The sequence below is a fragment of the Methanomassiliicoccales archaeon genome (assembly GCA_013415695.1).
Taxonomy (GTDB): Archaea; Thermoplasmatota; Thermoplasmata; order Methanomassiliicoccales; family JAAEEP01; genus JAAEEP01.
Genome location: JAAEEP010000007.1, coordinates 52,461 through 65,955 on the forward strand (window position 1 = coordinate 52,461; position 13,495 = coordinate 65,955).

The window sequence follows — 13,495 nt, forward strand, 5'->3', positions numbered from 1 at the left end:
TAAGGATGAAGTTCATCGAGACCGCGATAGCCGGCGTCTACATCATCGAGCTGGAGCGTTTCTATGATGAGAGGGGTTTCTTTGCGGAGGCATTTCAGACTGAGAAGTTCCGTGCCTTGGGTCTGGAGGCCGAGGTGGCCCAGACCAATTTGTCCTACAATATCAATCGGGGTGTGATAAGAGGACTTCATTTCCAGCGGCCTCCGAAAGCCCAGGCCAAGCTCATCAGGTGCACTAGGGGTTCGATATTCGATGTCGCTGTCGACCTGAGGAAGGGATCCCCAACCTACAGGAGATGGGTCGGGGAGCTACTATCTGAAGAGAATAGAACGATGCTTTTCATACCGGCGGAGGGAATGGCTCATGGATATCAGGCTTTAGAGAATCAGACCGAAGTGGAGTATATGGCATTCGAGCTCTGGGCTCCCGAGACCGAGGGAGGATACAGGTACGACGATCCAGCCTTCGGGATAGAATGGCCTCTGAAAGATGTGATAGTGTCCGAAAAGGATGGAACATGGGCTCCATTCCAGGAGTGATCATCTTGAAGGTTGCTGTTATAGGAGCTGGAGGGCAGCTGGGATCTGATCTGGTCAAGGTTTTCGAGGATGTCGTTGCTCTAGGTCACAAGGATATCGAGGTCACTGACCCTTCGAGTTGTGAGGTCCTGCAGAAGATCGCTCCAGATGCGGTGATCAATACCGCCGCATTCCACCGAACCGATGGCTGCGAGAACGAGCCTGAGAAAGCCTTTGAGGTCAATGCCATAGGTGCATTGAACGTGGCGAGGATCTGTTCCTCGATCGGAGCGGTGAACGTTTACATCAGCACCGACTACGTATTCAGCGGGACAAGTGGTCACTATTACGAGGAGGATCCGGTTCGACCCATCAATGTGTACGGATCGAGCAAGCTCGCAGGCGAGGTTCTAACCCGGGCATACTCTCCCGAACATTACATTCTGAGGGTCTCGTCCCTCTTCGGAACCGCCGGAGCCAGCGGAAAGGGGGGCAACTTCATCGAGACAATGATTCGGAATGTGAACAAGGAGGATGGGCTCAAAGTAGTCGATGATGTTGTCATGTCACCCACATACACACTGGATGCCGCAGAGGCCATAAGAGCTGTTCTAGAGAGAGGGTTAAGGTTTGACACCTATCATGTCACCAACTACGGATCTTGCTCCTGGTTCGAGTTTGCCCAGGCGATATTCCAACTGCTCGGAAAGACCCCCGCAATTCATCCGATCATCTCATCGGAATACCCCACGCTCGCAAGAAGACCCAGCGATTCGTCCCTTTCCAATCATAGATTGCGGGAGGCGGGTATAGAGATGCGATTCTGGAAGGACGCACTCAAGGCCTATTTGGTGGAAAAAGGCCATATTCAAGAATGAATATGGATCCATCATAGAATTGTTCTGATAGGGGTAAGGTAAAAATACCTATTCCAATATTTCGTAATACGATTCAGAAATAAGTGTTACGATTGTATACCGTAATTATTATCGGATCGAAGGAAACCGCGGGCGGAAGAAGCATGGCTATTCACAAGGTAACATATAACCCCGACTATCGGAGAGGGAATGTCCACAATCACGGTTGCGGCTTCAAGTGTACATGGTGTTCCTACCGATTGAAGGAAAGGGAGATGCCCTGTAGGTTCCTCCACGATGATGAGGTCAAGACAGCACTGTCCAATCTCGATGTGGACCGGGTGCATTTCATAGGAGGGGAGCCCACCACGTATCCTGGACTTGCCGAACTGGCGAGTTTTGCTCATGACGAGATGGGGGTTGTCACCAAGTTAGGCCACTCAAATGGAGCTAGAGTTCCCCCTGAGGGCATCGACGAGGCGAACATCAGCATCAAGACACTCAAGGAAAACATCCATGTGGACCACTGCGGGGTACCGAGCAGCATGGTCCAGAGCAACTTCAGGACCGCATACGAGAACGGTGTGAAGCTGGACGCGAGTTCGGTGCTCATTCCAGGCTTGATCGATGTCGAGGAGATATTGAGGATCGCCGAGTTCGTGTCTTCGATTGACGATACCATCCCGTACCACATCATAGGCTACATCCCGGTCCCTGACGCACCATGGAGAAGACCAAGTTTCGAAGAGGTGCAGAGGGCCGAAGCCGGCGCAAAACAATGGCTAAAGACTGTCACACTATCCTGCTGGTCAGAGAAAGAATGGAGCATGGATCCCGCGGAAAGGGACCAGAGATACAGGAAGATAAGGGTGGCCTGAGTCTCAATTGGGTTGATCATATTCCTAGTGGCAACCTAGAAGAAGTCGGGATCGCTCCTGGGATTCGGATTCTGGATGAAATATAGAAGCTTGTTAAGCTCGTGCCCCTTGCAGCAGACCTGGCATTCGGAGAAGTCCAGTAGATTGCAGTACTCTGTCGTTCTTTTCCTCATGTCCGATTCCCAGATCTCTTTCACCGAGTTATCGTGAATATTGCCAAAGGTGAATCTCTCGTCGTCAAGATGGTGGGTGCAGACGCACAGATCTCCGTTGGCGTTGAGCACCAGAATGAACTGGTGATACTGACATTTGTCATATGGCCGAAGGTAGACATCACCCGACACCATGTCCATGAACTTGTCGTAGGAGAAGAACACCTGGAATCCTTCGCGCTCGTGCTTCTTGAGCGCTTCCAGCTTTGCGACCACGTCGCGGTAGAAGTCGATCTCCTCCTCGCTCACAAGCTCGCCTGGCTGTGGAAGTACCGGCCTCACTTGAAAGCCGTCGATGCCCTGCTCTCTCGCGTCTATCACTGTCTGTTCAAGATGAGGGTAGTTCCACATCGAGAGGTTCACGTTGGCGACGACTCGAGGACGAATTTCGGACTCGCACATCGAGCACATGTTCTCCAGTACGCGCTTCATGGCTCCCTGGCCCACGCCCTTCATCTCGCAGTACGAATCATTATCCGTCGAATCGAGGGAGAAGCGAACCCAGGTCATGTTCTCGACGAGAATGTCGACCAGGCTCGACTTGAACAGACCGTTGGTCATCATGCCCTGTTTCAATCCCATTTCGGACGCGTACTCGATCGCCTCGTCGATGTGCGGGTAGATAGAGGGCTCACCTCCCCCAGTCCAGTCTATGGATTTCCCCCCGAGCTCGGCGAACTCCTTGAGAAATTTCCTAAGCGCGTCCATGTCGATATCCTCTTTCTTGCGCGCGTATTCGGTCAAGCACCACTTGCAGGCCATGTTGCAGTTGTTTGTCGGATTCAGTTCCACCTGGATGGGGAAAGTCGATCCCGTATTCAGGAACTCACATATCCTGGGCATGTGCCATAGAAGCTTGTTCTGATTACCATACGGATTGCTTCCGGATATCTTATCGAAGCGCTTCTCCGCATCGGAATCCCCTTTGGAGGACATCCAGGCTAAATATCATTGTCAAATAAGAAATTTTGCGGTCGGCTTTGCTACAGAATAATGCAGTCCAGGATCAATCCAGGAAGTTTCCCTCGTACATTCTCTCCAGGATCCAGAGATAGTCTTTCTCGGTGTTTATCTTCCTGCAGCAGCTCGCCGCGGTGGTGATGAAGTAGGGCTGCGTGGCTATCGCACTGGCCATCTCGGGAAGATCGTCCCTGTTGACACCTTCTATCTGCCGTAGATTCCATGGCATCCCCAGCTCCTTGAGCAGGTCCACACTCGCCTTGATCAGTTCTAGACCCGCCTCCTTGATATCAAGGCCGGAGATGTCAATGCCCCACCAATTGGCAAGGTTTGCCAGCCCTTCTGGGAATATGTCCAGGGAGTACCTCAAGCAGTATGGTAAGGCAATCCCCTGTGAGACCCCATGAGGGATGTGGTATCTTCCCCCCACCATCTGTCCTATGAGATGCCCCTCACTCACGCCTCCGTAGTTGAGGGTAAGCCCACCCAAAGTGGCCTGCATCATCATCTGGAACCTCGCCTCCTTTTCCTTTCCATCCTTGAAAGCCCTAGGGAGAAAAACCGGCACAATCCTCACTGCCTGCAACGCCAGCGCCTCTGTGAATGGGTTGGTGTTGGCGTTGAGGTATGGCTCAAGAATGTGGGTAAGGGCATCAATTCCCGTGGAAGCGGTGATTCCAGGCGGGAGAGCCATGGTAAGCCCAGGATCCACCAGAGCCCTGGGTGGGATTATCTTGGGATCGGCGAAGCCAACCTTTCCCTCCACATCGTCCAGTGATGTGATGGCAAGCCAAGTGTTTTCCGCACCAGTCCCGGCGGTGGTGGGAACTGCAAGCAGGGGTTTCGAAGGATTCTCGAACCTCCCAACCCCCAGATCCTTCATGAAGTAATCATGCAGATCCTTTGGATTCGTCATCAGTCCAGCGACGATCTTCGCCACGTCGATGCTGCTTCCTCCCCCAAATCCCACAAAGACATCTGGAGCAAAGTTCTCGATGTCCTTTCTACATTCCTCGATCAAGCCTTGCGTTGGCTCTCCGGCGACGCCAGCCCAGACCTCGGTCTCAAGCCCGGCGGCCTTCAGAGCCTCTATCACAGGTTCCACAAGACCCAGTTCCATGAGCTTACTGTCCGTGATGACCTGGGCTCTTGGACCCCCTGCAAGAGATCGAGCCTCCTTTCCCACCCTTGATATCGTTCCAAAGCCGAAGACTATTCTCCCGGGTTGGGAGAAAGTGAACATCTTATCGAAATTGATGGTCAAGCGAGTACCCCTGATTGAGAATGTCAGGTAGAGTTGAAAATATTTCCGTATGTCAGTCGATCGATGGACGGAATCCAGCGATCATTGAGAGAAATGCATAGGTGAAATGAATTCCAATTCAATCGATTGGAATGGCATGCACGAGGCTTGGTCCTATCATCCTCCGGCCACGGGTGGGAAAACCGCGATTCTGTCTTTGGCATCGACCTTTGTGTCCAGGCCATCCAAGAAATCGATGTTCCTGCCATTCACCATTACCTTGACTCTCGGTCGAAGTTCCTCTCTGGCAGAAGAGGTGAACATCTCCCCTTCCATGGCTGGAAAAAGGTCCGCGATCTGGTTCATGATTCCCCTGACATCATTGACTTCCAGCTCTACCTCCTTGATTCCGGTGATCTCCTGGAAGGACGCGAACAGTTTGACTCGTACTCTCATTTCAATTGAACCAAGGAAACTGAAGAAGGAAAAACCTTTTGGAACCACCAGGATAGATGGTCACTACAAAATCACCTGACAATTCTCACCTATCACGAAACGATAGCCCTTTGGAAGACGGCCGTTTGAGGAGACTATTGTCGATGCACTACCGATGAGAGAGTCTACGATCTTAACTTGACAATCTATCATAGTACCCTCTATCACAATGGATGACTCAATCTCCCCGCCTTTGATGATCACCCTATCTCCTATGGAGGTGTATGGCCCGATATAACTGTCTGGACCTATCACGCAACCGCTACCTATGCTGACGGGGCCCCTGATCACGGTTCCCTTCTTGATCAAGGTATCGCCCCCAATGGAAACGCGTCCGCGAATCATCACCCCATCCTCTATCCTTCCGTTTATCTCTCCCTCAAGATCTTCAAGCACCAGGTGATTCGCAAAAAGGATGTCTTCCGGTTTGCCAGTGTCCTTCCACCAACCCTTGACCCTCATCGCTTCTACACGACCGTATTTCGTCCTGATACCATCTATGGCCTCGGTGATCTCCAGCTCGTTTCTCCAAGAGGGTTTCAGGCTGTCAATGATGGGGAAGATGCTCTTTCTGAGGAAGTAGATGCCTATCATGGCGAGATTGCTCTTAGGGTCCTTAGGCTTCTCCACTATGGACTTGATCTCACCGTTCTCGTCCAACTCGGCAATACCGAACTTCTGTGGCTGATCCACTTCGCAGAGGGCCACCAGTGCCTCAAGGTCCGAGTGCTCGAACCGCTCCTTCATGTAGCGTATTCCGCCCTTGAGTATGTTGTCACCCAGGTAGACGCAGAATGGCTCGCCACCGATGAACTCCTCTGCACATCCCACGGCGTGGGCGATTCCCATCGGTTCTCCTTGGGTGATGTAGGTCATCCTCACCCCGTATTCCGAGCCGTCACCCAGCAGCGCCTTGACCTTGTCTGGCATGTTCTGGCCCAGTATGACGCCGATTTCAGTTATTCCCGCCTCTCTAAGATCCTCTAAGCAGTACAGGATGTTCGGCTTGTTGGCAATTGGAATGAGCTGCTTTGGCCCTGTGTGTGTGAGCGGCCTGAGCCTCGTTCCACTCCCGCCGGCGAGTATGAGTCCCTTCAGCTCTCTCCCTCCCTAGAACGCATATCCTCAAGTGCTTCCCTCAACGAGGTGATACTCGTATTTAATTCTGCTTCCACCTTTACTACCGAAAGACAGGAGATTCTGGGCCTTGGTGCTGACATACCGGCTTTCTCCATGCTCAAGGGCCGTATCAGATTGTGATCAAGATCAAAAACATCAGCTACCAGCATACCCAGCTCGTAGCGTGAGACGCACTCTCTTCCAGACAAATGGAAGATGCCTCTACCCTCACCCTCGAACATCGAGATCGTTCCTCTATCCTTGGACAACAGGTCAAGCATGAGGGAGGCGGCCTCCGGAGCGTAGGTAGGAGTGTTCCACTGGTCATTGAAGAGTGATACTTCCTCATTAGCTTTCAACCTGCGAAGGACCTTGAGGACGATGTTGTCCCGAACTGAAGTGCCCTGCCATCCAAAGACCACTGAGACTCTACAGACAATATTTTGGACTGACGCTTCAAGCACAAGCCGTTCTCCTTCCAGTTTAGTTCGTCCATATATGTTGAGGGGATCCGGTAAATCCTCTTCACGATACGGGGAGTCCTTCAACCCGTTGAATACGTAGTCAGAAGAGATGAAGAGCATGGGGCACCCAAGTCTCGCACAGACCTCGGCCACATTCAGTGTTCCCTCCACGTTGACATTCCAAGCCACCCCCGGATTTCGCTCACACTCATCGACATCGCTGACAGCAGCCGCTAGGATTACACCTTCTGGTTGGAATCGACTCAACAGATCATTCACCCCCTCCGGGTCCAGTATGTCCAGGCTTGAGCATGATATGACTCCGGGATCATTCGTCAGAAAGGTACCCAGTACATTCCAGCCTCTGGACTCTGCTTCTTTAATGATGTGGTAGCCGACCAGCCCAGAGGAGCCCACCACTGCCACTCTCCTCATGAGGAAAGAAATGGCCACTGATTGATAAAAAATTTCGTGGAGCCGTTGTGATCCCACATCGATTTAGAGAACTCAACAGGATTATATTGGATATCGCTTCTTAGGGTCTGGAGTTAGATGAATATCCTGGCCATCAACGGAAGCCCTCGAAAGGATGGGAGAACGAGCGCCCTCCTGAAATTCCTCATGGAGACCGGGGTAGAAATGGGCTGCTCATGCGAGTTCATACATCTGATCGATCTGGACATCGAAGACTGCAGGGCTTGCATGGTCTGCAAGGAATCGGGAGAGTGCGCGGTCGACGACGATATGAAATCTCTCTATGACAGGATCAGGGAGGCCGACATCCTCATGTTGGGCTCTCCGATCTACATGGGCGCGGAATCGGGGAGAATGAAATGCTTCCTGGACCGGTTGTATGCCTTCCTGGTCAGGAAAGAGGGAAATGGAGCCCCCTTCAACACCACCATGCCCCCTAGTAAGGGGATGCTGGCGGTGTTCACATGCAATAACGACCAAGGTTGCATTGTCTATGACGAGACTGCTTCAAGATACTCCAGGTTCTTCAGCGACCTGCTCCGTTTCCAGAAGACCATGGCCTTTGTGGTGCCAGTCGCAGACAACAAGGATATTGCAGAAAGTTGCTACGCCAGGAACCTCACCTCAGCAATAGCCAGCCTGATCCTGGGAGAGGATATGGTCTCAGAACAGCAGGTTGAGGAGAGGACGATTGAAGGTCGAGGGGTGGAGGTCTGGGGAAAGGACTTGATGTATTCTAATGAGGATGAAGAGGACCTTCTCTTCTCGGAAGATGAGATCCATCCTGCCCTTGAAGGACATCATGAGGTACAGGACGGTAGGGAAAAGAAGCATCCTCTCCGATGCCCACGCAGTCTGGCGAGGGAGAGATACCCTATGGAAGATGAGGAAGACGATCTATTCTCCGAGGATGACCCCTAGCTTCGAAAGGATTATCTGAGGTGTCTTCCTTCGCTGAAGTGGATGGAAGAAAAGGAACAGAGGATCAGGGCCTGCTCATACTGTGGCTCCACAAGGATCGAGCCTAAGATTCTATTTGGAGGACCGATGGCCCAACTGGACCACAAGGACGGTAAGTACTGGTGCCTTGATTGCGGGAAGGAGTCTGTCCCACTTGATTTTCATTCAAGCTACGAGGTCCAGGACTTTAGAGAATCTGCCGAATCGCAAACCCAGGATCTACCCGTGGAGGACTTCCTTAGAGTGCCCATCGTGCCCCTGAACACTGGACCCCTATTCAGGATGGGTCCTATGGAGCTCCCGATAGGAAAGGTGGCCAGAGTCGTCAATGTGAACTGGAATGAGAATCGACTCGAACCTTTGGAATTCAGCGTTCCCTTCCTTGATTACTGGAGAGCCGTCTCTGGAAAGAGGTATAACGCCCGCGAGATGTTCCTGATGGACCTCTCTGGTATGAACGATGGTAAACCGAATTTCATGGCTCTCAAGAAGCTCATCAAACACCGCTATGAAATGTGGCTCGACATTGGAATAAGAGATGTGCAGGACCTGTTTGATAGCTTCGCCATGGACATCTCCTGGGCTGTCGCAGGTACCCTCAGTTGCCCTTCCACGAAGCTCTTCGAAGAGATATTCGATCTATCCGATCGATGTGTCCCCTGCATATACATCGACAGGGAGGTGAGATGGGATCGATCTGATGCTGGGCCTACGGACCTAGGTCGACTCGTGCGGTTTCTATTCGACACTGGTTTTGAACGATTGGCCATCATTGATCTCCCTAGACTAGGAAAGAGAGAAGGATATTCGGAGCATCTGGTGGACTATCTTGAAGGATATGAAGGTGAGATATTGATCGGTGGAGGAGTGCGCGAGACGGATTTCGAAACCCTCCAAGAGCGGGGATTCAAAGGAGCCTTGGTTGATCCTTTCACTCCAGTAATCGAGAGCATCATCGAAGAGCCAGAGGATGCTGAGCCAACCGAGGATTCCATGCCATCTTCGGATTATTCAGAGCGAAGGATGCCGGAGGCCCTACCCCATCACTAGATTCAATCTGACGATAGGATCCGTATGAATATCGCAGTTATTAGGGACATCAATACCCACCCCAGCATTGATTCGAATATCGCCAATGCCTTGCCTATTCCTGAAGGGATGAAGTCGCCGTAGCCCACTGTTGTCCATGTGACTCCGCTGAAGTAGAAAACGTCGTAGAATGAAGCGAAATCGCCGGTATTGGAAACGACCAGATTATTCATATAAAGTATGGTGGCGAAGGTGTACATCATGAGGAAGATGGAGATGAATGCAAAAGCCATCAGGAGGAGAGGTTCCCTTGCCCGGTTATGATAGTGGAGCACCCCTTCAAAGAGGATTGTCACCATGAAGATGAGTGGGATTATGATGAGTGCGGATGACGCCGCTCTCAACACAGGGACACCGGTAATTCCTGCCAGCGTGCTTACCAATATGGAGATAGCAAGGACGGTGAGAGGTGAGACCATGATCAGGAAAACCGCCATTCCGACCATCCTTTGCTTGCCAAAGAGTGAACGGTTGAAAATGAGGATGGCCAACGCAGCAAAAAGTAGAACTGCACTCAGTATCCCAAAACCGACTCCGGATATCAATTCAGCTGAGGACCCACCTGGATTGGCAAAGAGTGGAGTGAAAAGATAGAGAGCGAAATAGAGAACGAGCATTGCCCTGGAAGGCAATGGTGCAGTATTGAAGAATGCTGTGAAGTACCCATATAATGAAGAGGGTTCCCTTCCAAAGCTAGTGGGAGACATGATCTCAACCTTTGGCTCGCCATTTTAATGATATAATAGGTAAAATAAGTTCTGCCACACTTGATATGTTAAGGTAACTTTGGATAGGACTTCCGGTATTTTCCTTGTTCCAAAAACGAAAAACCCGATATTTCGATAAAATGGTTCCTTCCGAACAGATTTAGGATAATTTTAAAGAGATTGTCGGCAGTATATACAAATGATAAACGCAAGAAGGAGGATTGATTTCAAGAGTGGGGCGTTTCTGATAATCTTAGGAGCCTGGGTAACACTGATTAGGACTTGAAATTCCTATTTTACAAATGTAAAGGTATTTTCTAGACTGCGAAAAAATTCCCCCATATTGAACAGAGTTAAGATTCATTGTATTTTCTTGTATATTACACTGAATTTCTTTACATTTAGACAAAATTTTATTCACACTGGCTTAAAAATAAGAAATGATTATCGAAATTCGATAATAATGAACCACATCTAATGACCTCGTGGGCCGCTTATAGCTGTAAATTATCCATATAAAATGATACCCAGATACTTTAGATTTCATAAATCCATGAAATCCGAAAAGAGCTTCGATAAAAAGAATATAAATATTAAATTACTAATAAATATTACTACTCTTATCTTGATATGCTGGCTACTCATTTCATGGTCTCCCTGATAGATTATGACAGGGAAGATTTAATTATCGAAAAAGATAGTATATTAGTTCAAAAATTAGGGTACTGGCCAATATCTTACATCTAACATATATTAAACGCCTTGAAGGTATGCTTTACCTTAGTAAGGGGCAATATCGCTACCTTTAAGTATCAAGAAACAAGTAACCTATTGCTATGGCCGTCTGAGGACGACCACTTAGGGGGAAAACTATGGCAAACCCAGCAATAGTTTTCGGTATGATGGGACTAGTCTATGGTCTCTGTCACTGGATATTCTATACCAGTGGCGTCCGAGCTGGATCTGCATGGTGGGGATCTAAACCCGCCGAAGGGGAACTTGTTCCCGAGCAGGCCATCGGAGCCATGGGTTGTCTTGCTGCAGCTATCGCACTGCTAACAATGGCAGTGTGGCACTTCGCAGCTGACCCGTTCGGCCCACTGGGCCTTAGCAGCTGGTCTTTGATGTTCTCCGTTGTCCCCGCGCTGTATGGTTTCCTATTCTTGGGAACATTCTTCTGTGCAACACGGGGCTGGGACTGGAGACCCATTGGAGACGCTGCTCTATGGGGTGCGACAACCCAGTTTATATTGATACCATTCGCAGCTAACATGGGAGTCACATGGGACTTCAACCTTGGGCTGTGGGTTTATGGTATCACGGCTACGACTTGGGGCCTGTTGATCCACGGTAAGTGCAGTGCGAGAATACACCAGATCAACCTCATTCTATCCATGATTACCACTTGGTACTACATGATCATGGGAGGAATCTTTGTTGGAGCTGCTTCGACATCATGGGGCAATTTCGTCAGTGATGTTCAGGGAGCTCTAACCCAAGATGAGTGGGTCTGGCTGTGGATCATCGTTGGTATCGTCAACATGATAATGATGATCTGGACCTACAAAGCTGGTCCCGAGCGCGCATTTGTCTGGTAAAGACTCAAGTGAAAGCAAGGAAAACCCTTTTCGTTTTTCCTTTTCTTTTTCTAACATCTTATCCTGATTCTAACTAGCCAGTATGAGAATCTGTTTTGTAACGGGACAGTTTTTATACCTAGCTTAATATCCAGTTTTAATATGATTTCCGGCTCCTCCAGACAGCCGGAAAGAGGGAAGGTCATATTCGGGGTATCCAATAGATTGCTTAGAATCAAACGGAGTTGAGAGTGAGATGCCCTCCAAGAGACTGATGGTTATCGACGACGAAAAGGGTATCCAGGAGATACTCAGAGAAGTTTTGACCTCGAAAGGATACGAGGTCGACATTGCAGGTAGCGGAGAGGAAGGTCTCAAGAGGATCTCTGAAGATTTCTACAATGTGGCCATTATCGATGTGCAACTTCAGGACATGACTGGAATCGAAGTAATGGAGAAGATCGAGGAGATCAGCCCAGATACGGAGGTCATCATCATGACGGCCTATGCTTCGGTGGATACTGCGATAAAGGCCATCAAAGGAAAGGCTTTTGATTATATTGCCAAACCATTCAAAGCAGAAAAGCTACTGGATGCGCTGAACGGGGCAATCCATTACCAGGAGCTGAAGATGCAGAACCGAAGTATGCTGGAGCAGATCACCTTCCTCAATGACATTTCCAATGAGATGGTCAAGACATTCAATATCGATACCATCCTCAATCTTGTGCTAAGCAGAACATTGGAATTCTTCAACATCAAATCCGGAGCGATCTACACCAAGGAGGATGGAGAGTGGATCCTTAGGAGATGGAACGGAGTGACAGATAAGTTCAAAAATGACTTCGCCAGACTCTCACCAGAACATCCGATCGTCAGAGAGGCCACTGATATGCAGCTGACGGTATTGAGGAAGACCAACTCCAACCACGGAGGGGCGATGTGGGCGGCAGTACCCTTCCTTTTCGGGAATAACGTCATGGGCATCCTCGTACTAGCCGGGAAAGGATCGGAATTCCTAGACGAAGAGGATAGGAGACTCCTGACCATAATGGGTGCTCAGGTGGGAACCATACTCAATAACGCTATGACCTTCGAGAACATCGAAGCGACCAGGAGCTATCTACAAAACCTTGTGGAGAATACGGCTGATGCGATAATCACCTACGATCTCAAAGGGTGCGTAATAGGGTGGAATCCAGCTGCCACGGCCATATACGGGTGGGAGGCGGAGGAGGCCATGGGGAAAACACTAGTCAATGTACCGCAAGACAGAAGGGGTGAATCCAAGGCCATGTTCGATGAGGTTAGGAACGGGGGAATAGTCAGTAATTTTGAGACTTTCCGACAAAACAAGGAAGGAAGGTTGGTTGAGGTAGCAATCACTCTTTCCCCTCTCAAGGATGCCTCTGAACGGCTTATTGGATATTCTTGCATTTCCAGAGATCTCACCACCAAGAAAGAGGTCGAAAAAGAAAGGATCCGTTCTGAGGTTCTTGAAGCCCAAGGTAGGATCAGGGACGTACTCATCGATGTGATACCGCTCCTGCTGAAGCGAAAACTCCCCCAAGAGGATAAGAACGAGTTCATACTGATACTATCCAGGAAGCTTGAGGAGGCTCTGTATGACAACTATGTCAGAGAGGGAGAGGATACTCCCGACGGCATCGCCAGGAGCATCGCTGCCGTGCTGAACGAGATGGGCGGGAAGTTCGATTACACTATTGAAGATGACATTATCACCATCTGCGGGTACAAGTGTCCTTGGCAGAACGAGACAAGGAAGAATCCCGTTATATGCATGCTCACAAAGAGCATCTCGGCCCGTTTTGCCAAAAGGGCTCTCGGCGAGGTGAGAGTCTCTCAGGAAAGTACCCTGGCCAATGAGGATGAGAAGTGTCTCATCACCATAATGAGAGGTGATCCGGTAGATTCCTGAAAC

At 49.9% G+C, this 13,495-nt stretch carries 13 protein-coding genes; 7 read left to right on the forward strand and 6 right to left on the reverse strand.

Annotated elements, in window-relative coordinates; translation table 11 throughout:
• The first annotated feature begins 5 nt into the window (after nt 1-5).
• The 3 genes from rfbC (at nt 6) to GKC03_04910 (ending at nt 2,253) form a co-directional block, all read left to right on the forward strand.
• Nucleotides 6-539, forward strand: coding sequence for a dTDP-4-dehydrorhamnose 3,5-epimerase (gene rfbC, locus GKC03_04900; protein ID NYT11876.1), 534 nt, complete (start codon nt 6-8; stop codon nt 537-539).
• A 5-nt stretch (nt 540-544) separates the two neighbouring features.
• Nucleotides 545-1,396, forward strand: coding sequence for a dTDP-4-dehydrorhamnose reductase (gene rfbD / locus GKC03_04905; protein NYT11877.1), 852 nt, complete (start codon nt 545-547; stop codon nt 1,394-1,396).
• Nucleotides 1,397-1,539: 143 nt separating this feature from the next.
• Nucleotides 1,540-2,253, forward strand: coding sequence for a radical SAM protein (locus GKC03_04910; protein ID NYT11878.1), 714 nt, complete (start codon nt 1,540-1,542; stop codon nt 2,251-2,253).
• A 35-nt stretch (nt 2,254-2,288) separates the two neighbouring features.
• Here the strand turns inward: GKC03_04910 and GKC03_04915 are convergent, their stop codons facing one another.
• From GKC03_04915 to rfbD (GKC03_04935), 5 genes are all read right to left on the reverse strand, one after another.
• On the reverse strand, nt 2,289-3,401 hold the full coding sequence (locus GKC03_04915) for a radical SAM protein (protein NYT11879.1): 1,113 nt from the start codon (nt 3,399-3,401) through the stop codon (nt 2,289-2,291).
• A 70-nt stretch (nt 3,402-3,471) separates the two neighbouring features.
• Complete coding sequence (locus GKC03_04920) at nt 3,472-4,689, reverse strand: iron-containing alcohol dehydrogenase (protein ID NYT11880.1); 1,218 nt, start codon at nt 4,687-4,689, stop codon at nt 3,472-3,474.
• A gap of 156 nt (nt 4,690-4,845) precedes the next feature.
• Nucleotides 4,846-5,124 (reverse strand): MoaD/ThiS family protein, encoded by a 279-nt coding sequence (locus GKC03_04925; protein ID NYT11881.1) that lies wholly within the window; start codon nt 5,122-5,124, stop codon nt 4,846-4,848.
• A gap of 63 nt (nt 5,125-5,187) precedes the next feature.
• Nucleotides 5,188-6,261, reverse strand: a complete 1,074-nt coding sequence (locus GKC03_04930) for a glucose-1-phosphate thymidylyltransferase (protein NYT11882.1) — start codon at nt 6,259-6,261, stop codon at nt 5,188-5,190.
• The gene (gene rfbD, locus GKC03_04935) at nt 6,258-7,181 is read right to left on the reverse strand and encodes a dTDP-4-dehydrorhamnose reductase (protein NYT11883.1); all 924 of its coding nucleotides are present in this window, start codon (nt 7,179-7,181) and stop codon (nt 6,258-6,260) included. Before rfbD (GKC03_04935) ends, GKC03_04930 begins: the two co-directional genes overlap by 4 nt.
• A 117-nt stretch (nt 7,182-7,298) precedes the next feature.
• On the opposite strand from rfbD (GKC03_04935), the gene GKC03_04940 reads away from it, so the two are divergent.
• Nucleotides 7,299-8,141 carry a flavodoxin family protein gene (locus GKC03_04940; protein NYT11884.1) on the forward strand — a complete coding sequence of 281 codons (843 nt, stop codon included), beginning with the start codon at nt 7,299-7,301 and terminating at the stop codon, nt 8,139-8,141.
• Nucleotides 8,142-8,183: 42 nt separating this feature from the next.
• Complete coding sequence (locus GKC03_04945; GenBank protein ID NYT11885.1) at nt 8,184-9,230, forward strand: hypothetical protein; 1,047 nt, start codon at nt 8,184-8,186, stop codon at nt 9,228-9,230.
• A gap of 2 nt (nt 9,231-9,232) precedes the next feature.
• On the opposite strand, the gene GKC03_04950 is transcribed toward GKC03_04945, so the two are convergent.
• On the reverse strand, nt 9,233-9,976 hold the full coding sequence (locus GKC03_04950; GenBank protein ID NYT11886.1) for a hypothetical protein: 744 nt from the start codon (nt 9,974-9,976) through the stop codon (nt 9,233-9,235).
• An 872-nt stretch (nt 9,977-10,848) separates the two neighbouring features.
• Here GKC03_04950 and GKC03_04955 point away from each other — a divergent pair.
• A complete protein-coding gene (locus tag GKC03_04955) occupies nt 10,849-11,574 on the forward strand; it encodes a hypothetical protein (GenBank protein NYT11887.1) in 726 nt (241 codons plus the stop codon).
• Nucleotides 11,575-11,809: 235 nt separating this feature from the next.
• The gene (locus GKC03_04960) at nt 11,810-13,492 is read left to right on the forward strand and encodes a response regulator (protein ID NYT11888.1); all 1,683 of its coding nucleotides are present in this window, start codon (nt 11,810-11,812) and stop codon (nt 13,490-13,492) included.
• The last annotated feature ends 3 nt before the right edge of the window (nt 13,493-13,495 follow it).

Excerpts from the sequence above, each read along its gene's own strand:
- GKC03_04955 (NYT11887.1), top strand. The coding sequence starts at position 10,849 with ATGGCAAACCCAGCAATAGTTTTCGGTATGATGGGACTAGTCTATGGT.
- GKC03_04945 (NYT11885.1), top strand. The coding sequence starts at position 8,184 with ATGGAAGAAAAGGAACAGAGGATCAGGGCCTGCTCATACTGTGGCTCC.
- GKC03_04925 (NYT11881.1), bottom strand. The coding sequence starts at position 5,124 with ATGAGAGTACGAGTCAAACTGTTCGCGTCCTTCCAGGAGATCACCGGA.
- GKC03_04910 (NYT11878.1), top strand. The coding sequence starts at position 1,540 with ATGGCTATTCACAAGGTAACATATAACCCCGACTATCGGAGAGGGAAT.
- rfbC (NYT11876.1), top strand. The coding sequence starts at position 6 with ATGAAGTTCATCGAGACCGCGATAGCCGGCGTCTACATCATCGAGCTG.
- GKC03_04950 (NYT11886.1), bottom strand. The coding sequence starts at position 9,976 with ATGTCTCCCACTAGCTTTGGAAGGGAACCCTCTTCATTATATGGGTAC.
- GKC03_04940 (NYT11884.1), top strand. The coding sequence starts at position 7,299 with ATGAATATCCTGGCCATCAACGGAAGCCCTCGAAAGGATGGGAGAACG.
- GKC03_04915 (NYT11879.1), bottom strand. The coding sequence starts at position 3,401 with ATGTCCTCCAAAGGGGATTCCGATGCGGAGAAGCGCTTCGATAAGATA.
- GKC03_04960 (NYT11888.1), top strand. The coding sequence starts at position 11,810 with ATGCCCTCCAAGAGACTGATGGTTATCGACGACGAAAAGGGTATCCAG.
- rfbD (NYT11883.1), bottom strand. The coding sequence starts at position 7,181 with ATGAGGAGAGTGGCAGTGGTGGGCTCCTCTGGGCTGGTCGGCTACCAC.